This is a genomic window from Natronococcus jeotgali DSM 18795, assembly GCF_000337695.1.
In the GTDB taxonomy this organism is placed as follows: domain Archaea; phylum Halobacteriota; class Halobacteria; order Halobacteriales; family Natrialbaceae; genus Natronococcus; species Natronococcus jeotgali.
Genome location: NZ_AOIA01000166.1, coordinates 69,644 through 86,908 on the forward strand (window position 1 = coordinate 69,644; position 17,265 = coordinate 86,908).

Below are 17,265 nucleotides of genomic sequence, written 5' to 3' on the forward strand. Positions count from 1 at the left end.
GGCGTTCGGGCGTAGCGTCGATCCCGCCCTCGAGCCGCGCTCGCCGCGTCGCCGACGCTACATCGGCGTTCCGCCGCGCTCGCCGTCCTCCGCGGCCTCCCGGCCGCGACTCTGAGCGTTCTCGAGCAGCGTCGCCGCGGGCCCGCGGTACTCGTAGCCGGGGATCAGCCCCTGGGCGTAGGTGCCCTCGACGTACTCGACCAGGGCCTTGGCGTCCGCGACGCCCTCGGCTGCGTCCCGGGCGACGTACTCCAGCGTTACCCGCACCGTCTCGCCGTCGCGGTCGACGGTCGACTCCTCGCGGGTGTTCGCGTGCGCGACGGTGAAGGCGTCCGCGAGCCGGCGCTCGAGGGTCTCGAACCAGCCGTCCTCGACGACCGATGCGACCGTCTCGTCGGCGACCGCCGCGTCCAGCGCGGGCAGCGAGACGGTAACGCGGAACCGTCCGTCGCCGTCGCCCGCCGCGCCGCTCGCGGTCGCCGTCGCCTCGAACACCGTCGTCGTCAGCTCGTAGCCGTCGTCGCTCTCGTCGAAAGCGTCGTGTCTCTCGAACTCGCGCTCGACGGATCGGGGAAGCTCGCTCATTACTGACACGAACGGGTCTGGGCCGAAAGGGCGTTGCGCTTCGCGCGGGTCGGCGGCGGTTCGCTCGAGCGGTCGACGCGGACGGCGTCGACCCCGCTTGCCGTCCCCGAGCAGTTGGTCCCCGATACCGTACCCGGGGGCGAGCGGTCGGCTCGGCGGGATCGGGCCGGAAGCGGTCGCTTCGACCGCTCCCCGGGACCTATAGTAGCCACTGAAAGTCAGTGCGCACCCGATCGCACGGCTGCTGTGCGATCGGTGTGCAAACAGTTTCAGTTGTTACTATAGCGTGGGGTTTCTCGTCTCTCGAGGTCCCCGTCGCGGACTCGCCGCTCACGCGTCGGGGTCGGCGTCGTCCGCGATCGCCTCGAGGAACCGACGGCCGATGCGGTTCCGAATCCGGTCGACGAGCGCGGCCTCGTCCTCGGTCGCGTCGGCGACGTCGCCGAGGGGCAGTTTTCCCCCGGCCATGTCGTCGTGGCCGCCGACGTCGCCCCGATCGCCGAACAGGCGGGTGAACGACGCGCCGAGATCGAGCCCCCGTCTGGTGGTTCGACCGCTAAGGTGGATCTCGTCTCCGACGATACCGCTGACGAAGACGGTGTCGACGCCGTCGACGTTGAGGAGGAGGTCGGCCCCCTGCGCGAGCGCGACCCTGTTCTCGAGGCGGCCGATACAGGAGACCAGACAGGAGCCGCGTCGGGTCCGGTTGCGGATCACGTCGCCGAACGCGTCGACGCTGTCGGGCAGAAACGAGACGCCGTAGAGCTCGCGGAGCCGCTCCCCGTCCGCGCGCTCGTGGAGGGAGGCGGCGACCGCGTACTCCCGATCGGTCGGCTGGCGGTAGAAATCGAGCCGTTCGCGGTGGATACCGAACAGCAGCGCCGAGGCGATCCGCGGCGTGAACTCGATCCCCGACTCCAGGAAATACTCGGCGAGGATCGTCGCCGTCGCGCCGTAGGACTCGCGAACGTCGACCGCGTCGGCCGGGATCGCTCCCTCCGAGGGGTGGTGATCGATCACGATATCGATCGGCGTCTCCGCGGGAACCGAGTTGTGCTCGCCGGGGACCGAGTGGTCGACGAACGCGATCAGGTCGGTGGCCGCGAGCCTCGCGTCGCCGTAGCGACGTGGCGTGACGTCGAACAGCTCGACGAAGGCGCGGTTCTGCTGGTGGACGATCGACCCGCCGTACAGGATGTCGACGGTCTCGACCCCGACGGTCCTCGCGAGCGACTCGAGCGCGATCGCCGACGCCAGCGAGTCCGGGTCCGGATCGTCGTGACAGACCACGGTGAGCGACGAGGCCGATCGCAGCCGGGAGAGCACCGCGGCGGCGTTCGACATAACCGGGAGTTGGCGCTACGGCAGTGTTAACAATTATCGTCTGCTCGGTGAGAGTCACGGCGAGCGGGACCCGGCGGGACGGCGCCACAGGCGACCGAGAGATCCTGAAGTATTTAGGAGCCATCGACGATTCGTTCGCTATGGGCGGAACCTCCGGTGGGAAACGGTCGACGACCCTCGGCGAGGACCTCGACGAGACGACCGCGGCGATCATGGATGCGGTCTACCGAGCGCTGTCGCGAAACGGGTACCCGGCGACGACGATGTCCGAGATCGCCGCGGAGTTCGAGAAGAGCAAGTCCCTGCTGTACTACCACTACGACAGCAAGGAGGAGATCCTGAACGACTTCTTCGCCCACCTCTGTGAGCGCCTCGAGGCGACGCTGGTCGAGGACCGCTACGACGACCCCCGCGAGCAGCTGCTGGCGCTGATCGACCGGCTGCTCCCCGCGGAGATGGACGACGAGGAACTCCGGTTCCGCCGGGCGTTCTTCGAGATCCGTTCGCAGGCCCCCCACAACCAGTCCTACCACGAGCAGATCGAGCGCTCCGACGAGATCGTCCTCGAGGCGCTGACCGAGACGATTCGCCGCGGGGTCGAGGAGGGGCGGTTCGTCGACGTCGATCCGGAGCGGGAAGCCGAGTTGCTCTTCTCGACGAGCTACGGAATCATGGAGCGCGGCGTCGCCCTCGAGGACCGAGGGATTATCGAACGAAACAGGGCGACGCTGCGCGACCGCATCGACCGCTGGCTGCTCGAGGAGGAGTGACGCCGTTCGCGGCCGACGCGTCGGAACGACCGTAGAAGCCTGCCCTACGCGATCGGATCGGCCGGCTCCCGATCGAGGTGTGTCTCGAGCACCGCCGACAGCTGCTCGCGAACCGACGCTCGGGCGGCCGGCGGACACGCCTCGAGCAGCGGGTCGATCGGTCGGGATCGATCGGTCGAGTCCCGCGTCCGGTCGGTCGAGAGCCGGCTCTCGGGGCGGTGGCGCCGGACGTAAAAGCCGAACCTGCTACCCCGTCGGGCCAGCTCCCGGCGCGAGTCGACGCCGGTAAGCAGCGCCGCGAGTTCGGCCGCACACCCGGTGAGCGCGCCGATTCGGCGCTCGTCGGCGGGATCGAGCGCCTCCGGGTCGATCTCGGAGGCTGCGAGCAGCGACTGTCCCTCCTGGACCGACCGGGTCGCCTCGACGAGGGCGCCGAAACAGCGCTCGACCAGCGCCGGCTCGGCGTCGAACTCGGTCGCCAGTTCGAACGCCTTCGACTCGAGGAGATCCCCCGCCAACACCCCCTCCGTCGGTAGCGTCCCGGACCGGCGGAACCGCTCGAGCGCGCGTCGGTGGAGACGCGTCTGCAGGGAAACCAGTTCGAGCGACGCCGCCAGCGGGACGACGTCCTCGAGGGACCGGTCGGAGTCGAACCCGTCGACCAGCGCCAGGAACACCTGGCCCCGGAACCGCGAGCGGTTCGACTCGAGCGATTCCTCGGTGACTCGATCGAACGCGTCTGGCAGGCGGGTTCGGAGCGCGCTCTCGATCGCCGCCCGTCGTCGCGCAATCGTTCGTCTCATGCGTATCCTCGGCGTCCGCTGCCGGACTCGAACCCGAGCCCGGCTCCGGCCGGCGGAGGCGTCGGTCGGGGCGGCACTGACTGAACGATTGTTCAGGGCGCGTCATAAGCGTTGCGGGCGCGCTGGTACGCGCCCGGACTCGACTCAGATCGACTCGATCGCCCGATCCAGATCGGCGATCACGTCCTCGACGTCCTCGATGCCGATCGAGAGTCGAACCAGGTCGTCGGTGACGCCGCTGGCGAGTTTCTCCTCTTCGGATAGCTGCTGGTGGGTCGTGCTCGCGGGGTGGATAATCAGGGTCTTCGCGTCGCCGACGTTCGCCAGCAAGCTCGTCAGTTCGACCTCGTTGCAGACCGTTTCGGCCGCGTCGTACCCGCCCTCGAGCCCGAAGGTGATCATCCCGCCGTACCCGCCCTCGAGGTACTCGCTGGCGTGCTCGTGGGTCTCGTGGCTCTCGAGGCCGGGGTAGGTGACCCACGCGACGTCGGGGTGATCCTCGAGATACTCCGCGACGGCCATCGCGTTCTCGCAGTGTTTCTCCATGCGCAGCGGGAGGGACTCGAGTTTCTGGAGCGTGACCCAGGCGTCGAACGGCGACTGCTGGTTGCCCAGATCGCGCAGCCCGCGGGTGCGGGCGGCGATCGAGAACGCCTGTTCGCCGAACGTCTCGGAGAAATTGATCCCGTGGTAGGCGGGGTTGGGCTCGGTGAGTTCGGGGTAGTCGCCCTCCGGCCACGGGAACGAGCCGCCGTCGACGAGGACGCCGCCGACCGTCGAGCCCGCGCCGTGGAGCCACTTCGTCGTCGAGTTCCAGACGAGGTCGGCGCCGTGCTCGAGCGGGCGACACAGATAGGGCGTCGCGAAGGTGTTGTCGACGAACAGCGGGACGTCGTGCTCGTGGGCGATGTCGGCGATGCGCTCGAGATCCGGGGTAACGAGCGCGGGGTTACCGATCGTCTCGAGGTGGACGAACGCGGTGTCGTCGTCGATCGCCTCGGCGTAGGCGTCGTAATCGAGCGTATCGACGAATTTGGTCTCGATGCCGCGTTTCGCGACGGTGTGGGTGAGGTAGGTGTAGGTGCCGCCGTACAGCGACGACGAGGAGACGATGTTGTCCCCGACGTCCGCGAGGATGAACGTCGCGAGGTCGAACGCGGCCATCCCCGACGATGTCGCGAGCGCACCGACGCCGCCCTCCAGCGTCGCGATGCGCTCCTCGAGCATCGCGTTGGTCGGATTCATGATCCGCGAGTAGATGTTGCCGAACTCCTCTAAGCCGAACAGCGCGGCCGCGTGCTCGGTGTCCTCGAACTCGTAGGAGGTCGTCTGGTAGAGCGGCGGCGCCCGCGCGCCCGTGGTCGGGTCGGGTTCCTGGCCCGCGTGGACGCTGTCCGTCGCGAATCGTCGGTCGGAATCGTCTCCCATACCCGCCCCTTCTCAAGTCGAGGTGGTAAATGGCTAGCTCGAACGGGTTCGGCCGACGACCGTCGGCCGTCCGTTCACCGCACCCGACAGGGGGTACTGCAGTCGAGGCGACCGTCGGTTCGAGCGCGAGCCGGAACTCGCGACCGCGGCTCGGCGCTCAACACTCCCGTTCGCCGTCGGCGCGGGCGGCGCCTCGAGCCGCGGGGTCGTACACCCAGAGGGCGTCGTTGGGGTACGAACGGCCGAAGCTTCCCTTGTCCTCGCAGAGCAACACTCGGCCGTCCTCGAGTACCATCACGTTGTCGACGTTGATCAGCGAGGCGTCCTGCAGCGACTCCGAAGCGCTCGCGTTCGGGCCGACGACGGCCGGCTCGAGCCGGGAGACGTCGTAGTCGCCTTCGAGTTCGGCGCGGTAGACGACGCCGCTGTCGACCTCGTCGAACCGCAGGTCGCCGTACTCGTCGGTCATGGAACCGCCCAGCGACGAGATCCCGAAGTAGACGGGGTCGCCCGGCTCGGCCTCGTCGTGGGAGTCGATCCCTTCAGCCTTGTTGAACTCGACGCTGGCGCCGATCTCCTTGGCGGCCGCCCGAGTCTCGAGGAAGGGGACCCGGCGGAGCTCCTCGTCGACGCCGTCGGGACCGCACCGCTCGTACTGGTCGGCCCACTCGACGATCTCCTCGTCGGTGATGTAGTCCCGGTTGCCGTCGACGGCGACTTTCTCGTCGGCCTCCGCGAGGGCGGCCTCGAGGTCGTCCTCCCAGTCGGTCTCGGCGTGGGTCTCGAGGTAGTCGACCTGCGTGACGTCGTCGTAGTCGGCGATCCAGGACTCGACCTCGGCGTTGCTGGCGGTCCCGAGCGCGAGCCACTCGACCTCGAGGTCGGTCGCACCGACCGGGCCCTTTCCGACCGGGGTCGCCTCCATCGCGTACAGCGTCCCGCGGACGTCCATCGGGTCGTCGTACGACGGGATCGGCTCGTCGGCGACGAACTTGTAGATCCCCTTCGCGCCGCCGTCCGAGGCGAGGTAGACGGTGCGCTCGTCGGGCAGCACTTCGGGACACTCCCAGGCAGCCCGGCCGAAGACGTGGTGTTTGACGGGCACCGGCTCGTCGGCGGTCGGCTCGGTGATCTCGACGATCTTCCCGTACCGGTAGCGGTTCGGGAACGCTCCGTCGCCGATTGGCCGGGTCGTATCCTCGCCGTCATCCTGGTCGACCGGGTCCGCGCCGAGGTGGTAGGCGAGCTTCTCGGTCCCGGTGTTTGCCCACAGCTCCATCGGCGTCCAGGCGTCGTCGCCGAAGATCTCCGCGAGGGCGTCCTCGAGGTCGGCGACGTTTGGACGGTTCCAGAACTCGCTGGCCCCGCGCAGGCCGACCCCGCTACCCTCCTCGACGATCTCGCGGACGGTGTGGAGCCCGTTGACCCGCGGGTGGCCGTACTCCTCCTCGGCCGACAGCGGCGTCTCCCAGGGGCTCAGGTCGCCGTAGCAGTTGATCTTCGTCCCGCCGATCTCGCGGAACGCGTCGGTGTTCTCGATCTCCATGGCGTTCTCGGGATCGGCCTCCCAGCGCCCGCTCGCGCGGCTGAGCGGGGTTCGGGTGATCGCGCCGGGGCGGGTCTCGTTGTTCGTAAAGAGGTAGCCCTCGGTGCCGTCCTCGTTCGTCGAGACGAAGAAGTTCATATCGGTGACGCCCCCGACGCCCTCGTAGCTCTCGTCGACGACGTCGGCGACGTCCTCGCCGTCGGGCGTCTGGGGATGGCCGAATCGCTCGGTACCGCCGTTTATCGGTTCGCCCTCCCGAACGAGCAGTCGGTACTCCCCCGCCGCCGAGAGCACCTTCCCCTGCTTCTCGGTCGTCCGCGGGGGCTCGAGGTCCTCGAACTCGTCGGTCTTCCCGTTGAACGTAAACTGGAAATCGTCGAAGACGCCGACCCCACCCCGGTCGAACGGCTCGGGGTTGTCCTCGCTGGGCGCCTGCAGGCTGTAGAGCAACTCCCCGGTCTCGAAGACGAACGGGCCCGTGACCTCGGCGCCTCGAGCCGTCGTCGAGAACCGCGTGATGTCGCCGTCGACGTACGGCGCGTGAGGCGTATCGTGCTCGTCCCCCGCAGTCGCGCCCGCCGTTCCCAGCGCCCCGACTCCGAGCGCCGCCGCCGTCGACGACGCCATCAGCGTCCGCCTGGTGTATTCGACCATTGCGTTCGATTCAGGTTTCCGTTATTATTTCAAGACTTATATGAGCAGACTAGCGTCTTACGTGGCCGTTCGGACCGAACCCGAGCCCTCTGTGCGGTACTGTCGGCTATATAGCTCGCCGTTCGGCCGAACCCCGGCACCGATACGGGTCGACGGTCGGCGCGGGCGTCGGCGTCGCGGCCGTCGCGGCGCGCTACTCGGGGCGGTCTCAGGCGCGAAAAGGAGCGACCGTCGCGGCGCGCTACTCGAGATCCGCCTCCTCGGCCCGCCGCCGGATCTCCGCGGCCCGGTCGCGGACCCACGAGCAGTAGCGCTCGATCTCGGTCGGCGTCGCGCCGTAGAAGGAGGCGACCCAGTTGACGTCGGCCCAGGGCAGCGTGCGAAGGTAGGCCGCGAGCGTGTCCTTCCCGGCCTGGACCACCTCCGGGGGGACGCCCCGTCCCCCGGTGTCGGCCTCGACGAACCCGTTGACGTCGAAGTAGACGTCGGCGTACAGGCGGGCGTCGTCGGGGTCGTCGAACGCGATCGCCGCGTGTTCGGGCGCGTCGAACCGGTACCGCGTCGCGGTCTCCTCGCCCCCGTCGATTTCGAGGATGCTAACGTCGAGGACGTAGTCGTCGACGACCGTGCTATCGGGTTCCGTCGGCGTGTCGGACGTAGCCATGGTCTCCGTTTCGACGGGGAACGGTCGAACTATTGAACGTTCGTATGAGGGCTATAGTCCCCTCCCGAGCGGTTCGTAGCCGACCGGTCACTCGAGCAGGCTCTCGCCGGTCATCTCCGGGGGCTGGTCGAGCCCGATCAGCTCGAGGATCGTCGGGGCGATGTCGGCGAGGGTGCCTCCCTCTCGGACCGTCCGTCCGCCGCCAGTACCGTCCGGCGCGACGTAGACGAGCGGCACCTCGTTGTAGGTGTGGGCGGTGTGGGGCTCCGCCTCGGTGCCCATGTCGTCGGCGTTGCCGTGGTCGGCGGTGACGAGGACGTGCGAGCCGGCCGCCTCGAGGGCGGCGACGAGCCGGCCCAGCTGGGTGTCGACGGCTTCGACGGCCTCGATCGCGGCCTCGTAGTCGCCCGTGTGACCGACCATGTCGGGGTTGGCGTAGTTGAGTACGAGCACGTCCGGATCGTCGGACTCGACCGTATCGATCGCCGTATCGGTCACCTCGGGCGCGCTCATCTCGGGCTGCAGGTCGTAGGTCGGGACGTCCGGGCTCTCGACGATCTTCCGCACTTCGCCGTCGAACTCGATCTCTCGGCCCCCGTTGAGGAAGTAGGTGACGTGGGCGTACTTCTCGGACTCGGCGATCCGCAGCTGGGTTCGCCCGGCGTCGGCGAGCACCTCGCCGAGCACCTGTTCGGGCTGGTTCGGCGGGTAGGCGACGGGGAGGTCGAAGGTCTTGTCGTACTGGGTCAGCATCACGACCTCGGCGTCGGGCGGACTGGTCGGGAACTCGTCGGCCCAGTCCTCGCTGCGGATGTCCGCGAGCATCCGCGTGAGCTGGCGCGCCCGGTCCGAACGGAAGTTGAACCAGACGACCGAGTCGCCGTCCTCGAGGGCGGGCTGGTCGGCGATACTGGTCGGCTCGACGAACTCGTCGGTCTCGCCGCGATCGTACGAATCCTCGACCGCCTCGAGGGCCGAGGCGGCCTCGTAGTCGGCCTCGCGCTCGACGATCGCGTCGTAGGCCCGCTTGGTTCGCTCCCAGTTCTGGTCCCGGTCCATCGCGTAGTACCGCCCCGTGACGGTCGCGACGTCGCCGGTGCCGTGTTCGTCGACGACGCCCTCGAGTTCGGCCAGGTACTCCCGGCCCCCGGTCGGCGACGTATCGCGGCCGTCGGTGATCGCGTGGGTGACCGCCTCGACCTCGCGGTCGCCGGCCAGTTCGATCAGCGCGTGGAGGTGTTCCTGATCCGAGTGGACCCCGCCGTCGCTGACGAGGCCGACGAAGTGGACCCGACCGTCGTTCTCGCGGGCGCTCTCGAAGGCGTCCTCGATCGCGGCGTTCTCGCGAAAGGAGCCGTCGGCGATCGAGTCCGACACGCGAGTGTACTCCTGGTAGACGACCCGGCCAGCGCCGATGTTCAGGTGGCCGACCTCGCTGTTGCCCATCTGGCCGTCGGGGAGGCCGACCCGTCGGCCGGCTACCTCGAGGCGGCCGCTGGCGCCCGCCGTCGAGAGCCGGTCGAACGCCGGCGTGTCGGCTGCCTTCACCGCGTCCCGTCCCGTGTCGTCGCCGAGCCCCCAGCCGTCGAGGATGATCAGCGCAGCGTCCATACCCGATGGCTGCGTCGCCCGGCGTAACTACTTATCGCTGTCGGCCAACGTCGCGGCGCCGACCGCGGGATATTTGACAGTGGGGCGGAACGCCACTGGCATGACCCTCGATCCCGTCCACTTCGACGGCATCGCCCAGCTCGCGGGACGGATCGACCACGGCGCCGACGAGCGCGACCGCCGCGCGTTCGCCGAGACGGTCTGGGTGCAGTTCCTCGACCCGCTTCGCCAGGACGGACGGGTCGTCCTCGAGCCGATCGACGAGCGATCCCGGCGGCTGGTCGACTGCGAGGACGTCGCCCTGATCGATCCCCCGTTCCCGACCGAGCACGGCCTCGACGCGGGGACGATCAACCCGACGCCGTTCAAGAACGGCCTCGTCATCGACGTCGCCCAGGCGGCGATGAGCGCGACCCCCAGCGACCTCGAGCTCCACCGCTCGCGAACCGCGGTGATGACGGTTCACTCGAGCGACGCGACCGCTCGCGTCGAGAACGACGACTGGGACCGCTTCGACGAGGGGACGAGCAAGCGGCGGGTGATCCGGGTGGGCCGCCTCGATCGGTTCGCCGAGGGGATCGTCCACGCGCTGGCGCTCTATCTCGCCGAGAGCGAACACGCCCACGAGCACGCCGACGCGGTCTCCGACCTGCTCGTCCTCGACGGCCCGATCTACCCGCGCGGCCTGTTGCGCTGGGCCGACCAGCACCCCGACCTCGCCGACTTCCTGCTCGAGGATCCGCGACCGACGACGGTGCTCGAGAACTACGTCCGGCTGGTCGAACGGTTCGTCGAGCGCGGGGTCCCCCTCGTGGGGTTCGTCAAGAATCCGGAGACGAAAGCGCTCACCCGGGCGGTACGGGAGACGACCGACGCGAGCGCCCCCTGGACCAACGACGCCGCGATGTTCACCCGCCTGCTCGAGCGCGGCGAGTACGTCGACGACGTCGACGGCGAACGCTGGGAGCGGGACACCTCGGCGCTAACCTACACGAACTGGTTTCGGTCGCGAGCCGGCGTCGATCGTCCCCTCTCCGCGGAGGGTGACGCGCTCGGGGTCGACCGCGAGCTCCCCCGCGAGGACTACGAGGTCACCTTCTTCGTCGTCTACGACCCCCGCGACGACCTCCTCTATCGGATCGAGGCCCCCTACGCCGTTACCCGCGACCCGGAGACCCGCCAGCGGCTCGCTCGGCAGCTGCTCCAGGACGTCGCCGTCGCCCACGGCCCGCCGACGATCGTCGGCAAGGCCGACGAGCTCGCCCGGATTAGCAACCCGGAGAAACGGTCGCTGCGCGAGACCCTCGAGGAGCGTTTCGAGACGAGCCGGGATCGCAGCTACGACGAGCACCGCTGGCCCGGGGACGGGTAGAGACGTTCGTTCTCTACCCGGAACTATCGTCGAAATCGCGGTACGTACGGCTCGGAAGAGTCTCGAGTCACGCTCGAGACGGATCCGATTCCGGTGGCGATGGTCGTCTCGCTCGCGGCTCGTCGGTCGAACTCAATCGTCGTTGGTCGACGGGACCTTCGGTTCGATCCCCTCGGGTGACGGTCCGCTCTCGGTCAGGTTGCCGTCCCGCCAGGTGTCGCGCTCGAACCAGAGATACGCGACGATCCCGCCGACGACGTTCGAAATCGGGAAGGCGATCCACAGTCCCATCACGCCGAGCGGCTCCGAGGCGATCCAGGCGACCGGAAGACGGACGAACCCGAGCGTCACGAGGGAGATGACGGCCGCGATCATCGTGTGACCGGAACCGCGGAAGCCGCCGGTGTAGGCCCGCATGACGCCGATGAAACCGAATGTGAGCCCGGTTACGCGGAGGAAGGTCGCGGCGTGGTCGACCACCGCCGGATCGGGGGAGAAGATTCCGGCGATCGGTCTCGCGGCGAGCACGATGAGTCCGCCGCCCACCGTGAGGAGCACGAGCATGGCGCGTGCACCGAAGTGGTTCGCCTCGGCGGCGCGGTCGACTTCCTCGGCCCCGATGTTCTGACCGGTCATCGTCTCGATGCCCTGCGAGACGGCAAGCGCCGGCAGGAAGATCACCGAAAAGACGCGCGTCCCGATGCCGTACGCCCCGCTGACCGCGTTCGGGAAGGTTGCGACGACGACGAGAAGAACGGTGATAGAGAGCGATCGGGCTGCCCCCTCGACGGACGCCGGCAGCCCGATGTCGACGATCGTCCGCCCGAACGAGCGGTCCGGGGCCATCTCCGAGAGGCGGATCCGAACGCCGCGATTCCCGCGGAACATGACCGCGAGCCCGATCGCCAGCGCGACCGCCCGCGAGAACACCGTCGCTACTGCGGCACCGCCGATCCCCCAGCCGGTGAAGCCGGTCGCCGACAGCGCGGACGCCTCCAGCCCGCCGAGGCCGAGGAACGCGAACAGGGGATTGGCTTCGAAACCGAAGATGAGGATCGGGTCGAGGACGATGTTGAGGGCAACCGAACCGGCCATCACGTACATCGGCGTCACCGTGTCGCCGTACCCGCGCATTAGCGAGATGAAGACGGCGAAGCCGAAGACGGCGAACAGGCCGACCGCGTAGACGCGCATGTACTCCACGACCAGCGGGGCGACGGTCTCGTTGACGCCGAGGAGCGCGGTGATGTCGTCGACGAAGACGTATCCCAGGACGCCGAGGACGAGCGAGAGGATGGCCGCGTAGGCCATCGTCTGCGAGGCGGCGTACGCGGCACGGTTTTCGTTTCCTGCACCGACGTGCTGGGCGACGAGGACGCTCCCCGCGACCGAGACGCCGAGGGCGAGCGAGATCATCAGGAAGACGACCGGGAACGCGAACGTAATCGCAGACAGCGCCTCGGTGCTGTGACGACCGAGCCAGAAGGTGTCGGCCAGGTTGTACAACACCTGGAAGAGGTTCATAACGACGATCGGCAACGAGAGATAAAAGAGGGGCCAACCGATGCCGCCCGACGTGAGATCGAGTCCCTCCGGACCCCTGAAGAGCGAGTCGACAGTCTCCCTGAGCCCCATCAGGCGGTCACCTCGGGTGCGCTCCCGTCGACGAGATACGTCTCGACGTACGTGCGCGCGGTTTCGTAGGAACGGTCGAGTGGATGTCGAACGGCGACGTGGCGCGTGTGTGCGCCCCTGATCGTCGTCGCCAGGTGGTCGGCGGCCATACCGGGCTCGACGCCGTCATCGAACTCGCCCGCATCGACGCCGTCGGCGATCGTCTCGCGAAGTCTCGAGACCAGCGCCTCGTCGAACGCGTTCAGCATCTCCCGAATGTCCTCGTCGTAGGGCGCCTGTGCGCGCACCTCGAGCATCGCGGTCTGAAAGTTGATGTCCGGGTCGGTCTCCGCGTCCGTGAGTTCCATAGTGAGCAACGCGTCGAGCCGATCGCGTGCGGTCCCGCCCGACACGTCATCCAACCGGTCCGAGTACCGCTCGTAGAGGTACTCGAGGAACCGCATGAAGAGGCGGTTCTTGCTGTCGTAGTGGTAGTGAATAGTCGCCTTGCTCAGATCCGATTCGTCCGCGATCCGCTGTACGGTCAGCTCCGCGTAGCCGTGTTCGCAGAGAGCGCGGTAGGTCGCCTCGAGAATCGCTTGCTCCGGGTCGTCCATTCGAGTACCGGACTTACTAACCAGTCAGTCAAAAGCCTTGGGAAGCCGGACGCCCGATAGGTGTATGGGTCTCACGAGGCCCGATCGATCGCTCGAGGATCGGCCGTTCCCGAGCCGACGCGTGCAAAACTGTTATCCCTACACGGGGTTGAATGCGCCCGATGGCCGACGCGCCGGACCGCTCGAGTGAGGCTCCCGACGACGCGATCATGCGCGCGACTTACCGCGCATTAAGTACCCACGGGTACGCGGGTCTCACGATGAAACGGATCGCCGACGAGTACGGCAAGTCCGCGGCGGCGATCCACTACCACTACGACACGAAAGACGACCTGCTCGAGGCGTTTCTCGACTTCGTCCTCGATCGATTCAAGGACACCGTTCACGAGGTCGAGACGACCGATCCGGAACGACGACTGGAACTCCTGCTCGATCAGTTGCTGGTGAACGCGGGCGATTACCCCGATCTGTTGATCGCGATGCTCGCGATGCGAAGCCAGGCGCCGTACAACGAGTCGTTGAACGAGCGGTTCCAGCAAAACGACGTCTACGTGCGGTACCTACTGGAGACCGTGATCGATCAGGGCATCGACGCGGGTGTCTTCGCCGACGCGGACGCCGAACACGTCGCTCGAGCGCTCATGACGATCGTCGACGGGGCCCGAACTCGAGCCGTCGTCCTCGACCGGGAGACGGCGCTGTCGACCGCGAGGCGAGCCGCCACCGAGTACGTCGCGGCGACGCTCGGTCACCGGCCGGAACGCTGACGCTGCCAGACTTCAAAGTCGACGTCCGCTTGCGGGTCCCGGCGCCCAACAGTTGCGTACGTCGCGGGTGGAGTCCGTGCACCGTCTACGCGTGAACCGTCACGGGGTCGAGTCGTTCGAGAATCCCCGATTCTCGCGAGCGAAGCCACCAGTTTCGCGGACCTCGGGGAATGGATCGAACGGCGTCGAGGACACCGGTTGTCGTCACGCGACCAACCCGACCTCGGCACGATCGCCGAACGCAGACGCCGTACTAGGGCTCCCGTTCGACCTCGAGTTCGACGGCCTCGCGGTCGACGCCGATCCTGGCGAACTGCGTGCGAACGTGTTCTCTGGCCGCCTCGAGGGCCTGCTCGCGGGTGTCGAACCCGCGGGGCATCGGCGACTCGAAGGCGAGGTGCACCTCGCGGCCGTCGATAACCTGCACGCTGCCGCCGCTGTCGACCTCGTAGAATTCGTCGCAGATCCAGACGTACGCGGCGTCCTCGTCGGGTGCGCCCCGGAACGAGGGGGATCGTTCCCCGCGTTCGTACACCGTTCCGGTGAGCTCGGTTCCGCCCGCACGACCGCGAACGATAAACATGCGTCGAACTACGGCGCCGAGATGCAAAAAATACCCGCACGTGGTACCCCTTCGCGTCGAAATCGTCCGAAACGACGGGACGCAACCGCCCCCGATACCATCCCCGAGAAACTAGCTGTCGGTTTGCAAGCGCCGACGGGCCGAACCCTCGGGATCTCCGCGAACGTATCGGATTTCTAATCCAAACTGTTTCGGGGCCGAGTTTATTCCTATAGCAGTGCTGCCATTCGATAATGAGTTCGGACGCACAGGTCAGCGGCGACGCGTCACGAGGGGGGGTAGCGGGGGTTTCGCAGGAGTGGTACGACGCCCTTCGCCACCCGAGACGGCTGCACGTGCTTACGGCGCTCGAGGACGGCGCCTGCACCCTCGCGGAACTCGTCGACGCGGTCGCCGCGCGGGAGTCCGCCGATCGGGGAGCGACCCGGATCGAACTCGTCCACAACCACCTGCCGCGACTGGCCGATCACGGAATCCTCGAGTGGGACGGCGAGACCGCCTCCCTCTCCCTCGAGCGCTCGCCGCCGGTCGCAGAGCTCTCGGCGCTGCTCGAGGACGGCGACCCCGCCGGCGAGCGCACGCTCGAGGTCCTCGTCCACCCGGTCCGGACGCGGCTGTACGCCATCCTCTCGGAGTTCGATCGTCCGATCTCGATCGAGGCGCTGGCCGCGGAGCTCGTCGATCGCGAGATCGGCTCGTTCGCGGATCGCTCGGCGGCGCGGCTCGCGCTCCACCACGTCCACCTCCCTGCGATGGTCGACGTCGGCGCCGTCGAGTTCGACCCCCGAACCGGGACGGTCCGGGGTCCGGGACGGTAGTCGGCGACCGTTCGACACGTGCCCGAGTATTTTCCGACCCTGCTCACGCCGGAGGGAAACGCGTTTGTAGACGGCCCCGCATTGCCGTGTTATGACGGATCTGGGTGATTTCAGCGAGTTCGACGCCGGCGGGGACGCCGATTCGACGGTCGAGTCGGACGCGTCGCCGACCGAGAGGTCGACGGACGTCGACGGGTTCGAACCCGCGGCCGTGGAACCCCGCGGCGAGGACGTCGGTATCGGAACGATCTGTGTCTCCCAGGGGCTGCGCATCGCCGAGGACGCCGAGGAGACGTCGCTGCGGGCCTACGTCACCAGCGGCAACCGCTCGTCGGTCCGGATCGGCAGCTACCTGGTCGCGCCCTACCCCGACGGCGAGACGCTGTTCTGTCGGATCACCGGGCTCGAGTACGCCCAGCAGTACCACGCCGACGACGCGACCGAGATCCACGCCCGACGCGCGATGCGCCGGGACGACGTCGACGAGGCCGACTACAAGTTCGTCGCCTCGCTCGAGCCCGTCGCCGTCCTCTACGAGGAGGGCGGCGAGCTCAAACGGCGGATGACCGACCGCGTCCCCAAACCCCAGACGGTCGTCGGGCAGGCGAACGATACGGCCGAGATCAAGACGGGGCTGAAGATTCCCGAGGACGGCGTCTTCCTCGGGCACCTCTCGGTCGGCGGCGAGAAGGTCCGAACCGCCGCTACGCCGCCGACGATCGACTACCGACTGAAAGACGACTACGAGGCGGGCGATCCGCTGGTCTTCCGACACACCCTGGTCGCGGGCGGAACGGGGTCGGGAAAGACCCACGCCGCGAAGAACGTCCTTCGGCAGTACCTCGCCGACGAACGGCGGTATCCCATGGAAGACGGACGCACGGTCGGCCCGGCCGTCGTCCAGTTCGACCCCCAGGACGAGTACGCCCAGATGCACGACGACAACCCCGACCTCGACGGCGAGTTTGCCCGTCGGCTCGAGCGCGAGGGGGTCGCCCACGGCGGCGTCGACGATACGACCGCGTTCGTCCCGAAGGTGGGGGACTCGACGTACTCGGCGGGCCACCACCGCGCCGAGCAGGTCGAGTTCACCATCCCGTTCTCGATGGTCCACGACAACCCGTTTCTCGTCGCCGGCAGCGGGCTCAACGACAACCAGTACGGCGCGCTCGTGAGCGTCCTCCTGCCGCGGTTCCGCCAGCAGTACGGCGCCGACGGCACCTACGAGGAGTTCACCTCGTTCCTGGACGACCCCGCCCTGCGCGAGGAGCTAGACGAGTCGGGGCGGGTCCACGAGGCCACCTTCGACGCCGTCCGGCGGCGCGTGCTCGGGTTCGGCCACGTCTTCGACCAGGACGCCCGCCCGATCACCGACCTCGTCCACGAGTTCGTCCGCCCCGGCGGGCTGACCGTCGTGCCGACCTACCACGTCTCGGACTCGCGGGCGACCGAGACGGTCGTCCTCGCGCTGTCCTCGCTGCTGATCGACCAGAAGCTCTCGAACGACCCGACCTACGAGCGGATCAAGGAGACCCCCCTGATCCTGGGGATGGACGAGGCCCACAACTTCCTCACCGACGCCGACAGCGTCCAGGCCGGGAAGGTCATCTCGAAGTTCACCGAGGCCGCAAAGCAGGGCCGGAAGGAACGGCTCGGCCTCTTTCTCATCACGCAGGATCCCCAGGACATCGACGACGCCGTGTTCAAGCAGCTCAACACCACCGTCGTCCTCAACCTCGGCGACGAGGACGCGATCAAAAGCGTCAACATTCCCTCGAGCCTCGAGTCGAAGGTCCCCTACATGGAGAAAGGGCAGATGGTCGTCTACTCGCCGGACAACTCCGAGCCCGTCGAGCTGATCGGGCTGTCGAAATGTCTGACCAGACACGGGCGGGACTGAGCGGGCCGATCAGGCGACGATCCGGTCGGTGCGCTCGCCGTAGGCGCCGTAGATCGAGACGAGTTCGTCGTAGATCCGCTGATCCAGGTCGTCGAACCCGTCCGCGACGGCGCTGAAGCGCTCGAGCGGCGGTTCGTGTTCCGGTCCCCACCAGACGGGGGGGGTTAGAACCTGTCTCTTATACACATC

The 17,265-nt window shown here is 67.9% G+C and carries 14 protein-coding genes and 2 pseudogenes; 5 read left to right on the plus strand and 11 right to left on the minus strand.

Features of this window, described 5'->3' with window-relative positions:
• Positions 1–57: 57 nt before the first annotated feature.
• Positions 58–585 carry a DUF5813 family protein gene (locus C492_RS21130; protein ID WP_008427398.1) on the minus strand — a complete coding sequence of 176 codons (528 nt, stop codon included), beginning with the start codon at positions 583–585 and terminating at the stop codon, positions 58–60.
• A gap of 330 nt (positions 586–915) precedes the next feature.
• Positions 916–1,929, minus strand: a complete 1,014-nt coding sequence (locus C492_RS21135; RefSeq protein WP_008427400.1) for a DHH family phosphoesterase — start codon at positions 1,927–1,929, stop codon at positions 916–918.
• A 140-nt stretch (positions 1,930–2,069) separates the two neighbouring features.
• On the opposite strand from C492_RS21135, the gene C492_RS21140 reads away from it, so the two are divergent.
• Positions 2,070–2,699: a TetR/AcrR family transcriptional regulator gene (locus C492_RS21140; protein WP_008427402.1), complete on the plus strand. Its 630-nt coding sequence runs from the start codon at positions 2,070–2,072 to the stop codon at positions 2,697–2,699.
• Positions 2,700–2,743: 44 nt separating this feature from the next.
• Here C492_RS21140 and C492_RS21145 read toward each other — a convergent pair whose 3' ends face one another.
• The 5 genes and pseudogenes from C492_RS21145 to gpmI all read right to left on the minus strand — a co-directional run bounded on the left by C492_RS21145 (position 2,744) and on the right by gpmI (position 9,405).
• Positions 2,744–3,502 (minus strand): polyprenyl synthetase family protein, encoded by a 759-nt coding sequence (locus tag C492_RS21145; RefSeq protein WP_008427404.1) that lies wholly within the window; start codon positions 3,500–3,502, stop codon positions 2,744–2,746.
• Positions 3,503–3,646: 144 nt separating this feature from the next.
• Positions 3,647–4,930 carry an O-acetylhomoserine aminocarboxypropyltransferase/cysteine synthase family protein gene (locus C492_RS21150; RefSeq protein WP_008427406.1) on the minus strand — a complete coding sequence of 428 codons (1,284 nt, stop codon included), beginning with the start codon at positions 4,928–4,930 and terminating at the stop codon, positions 3,647–3,649.
• A gap of 196 nt (positions 4,931–5,126) precedes the next feature.
• Positions 5,127–7,130, minus strand: a pseudogene (locus C492_RS21155) (alkaline phosphatase PhoX); the annotation flags it as partial.
• A gap of 241 nt (positions 7,131–7,371) precedes the next feature.
• Entirely contained in the window at positions 7,372–7,794 is a 423-nt protein-coding gene (locus tag C492_RS21160) for a hypothetical protein (protein WP_008427410.1), read from the minus strand.
• 87 nt (positions 7,795–7,881) lie between these two features.
• Entirely contained in the window at positions 7,882–9,405 is a 1,524-nt protein-coding gene (gene gpmI / locus C492_RS21165; protein ID WP_008427411.1) for a 2,3-bisphosphoglycerate-independent phosphoglycerate mutase, read from the minus strand.
• A 100-nt stretch (positions 9,406–9,505) separates the two neighbouring features.
• Here gpmI and C492_RS21170 point away from each other — a divergent pair, with 100 nt between their 5' ends.
• Entirely contained in the window at positions 9,506–10,777 is a 1,272-nt protein-coding gene (locus C492_RS21170; RefSeq protein ID WP_008427413.1) for a DNA double-strand break repair nuclease NurA, read from the plus strand.
• Positions 10,778–10,909: 132 nt separating this feature from the next.
• Here C492_RS21170 and C492_RS21175 read toward each other — a convergent pair whose 3' ends face one another.
• Both C492_RS21175 and C492_RS21180 read right to left on the minus strand, forming a co-directional pair.
• Positions 10,910–12,412: an MATE family efflux transporter gene (locus C492_RS21175; RefSeq protein WP_008427415.1), complete on the minus strand. Its 1,503-nt coding sequence runs from the start codon at positions 12,410–12,412 to the stop codon at positions 10,910–10,912.
• Entirely contained in the window at positions 12,412–13,008 is a 597-nt protein-coding gene (locus tag C492_RS21180) for a TetR/AcrR family transcriptional regulator (RefSeq protein ID WP_008427417.1), read from the minus strand. Before C492_RS21180 ends, C492_RS21175 begins: the two co-directional genes overlap by 1 nt.
• A 161-nt stretch (positions 13,009–13,169) precedes the next feature.
• Between C492_RS21180 and C492_RS21185 the strand changes: the two genes are divergently transcribed.
• Positions 13,170–13,775, plus strand: a complete 606-nt coding sequence (locus tag C492_RS21185) for a TetR/AcrR family transcriptional regulator (protein ID WP_008427419.1) — start codon at positions 13,170–13,172, stop codon at positions 13,773–13,775.
• A gap of 253 nt (positions 13,776–14,028) precedes the next feature.
• On the opposite strand, the gene C492_RS21190 is transcribed toward C492_RS21185, so the two are convergent.
• Positions 14,029–14,358 (minus strand): DUF7113 family protein, encoded by a 330-nt coding sequence (locus C492_RS21190; protein WP_008427421.1) that lies wholly within the window; start codon positions 14,356–14,358, stop codon positions 14,029–14,031.
• Between the two features lie 233 nt (positions 14,359–14,591).
• On the opposite strand from C492_RS21190, the gene C492_RS21195 reads away from it, so the two are divergent.
• Complete coding sequence (locus C492_RS21195; protein ID WP_008427423.1) at positions 14,592–15,176, plus strand: DUF7344 domain-containing protein; 585 nt, start codon at positions 14,592–14,594, stop codon at positions 15,174–15,176.
• Between the two features lie 91 nt (positions 15,177–15,267).
• Entirely contained in the window at positions 15,268–17,076 is a 1,809-nt protein-coding gene (locus tag C492_RS21200) for an ATP-binding protein (RefSeq protein ID WP_008427425.1), read from the plus strand.
• A gap of 9 nt (positions 17,077–17,085) precedes the next feature.
• Here the strand turns inward: C492_RS21200 and C492_RS23245 are convergent.
• Positions 17,086–17,265, minus strand: a pseudogene (locus C492_RS23245) (hypothetical protein); the annotation flags it as partial.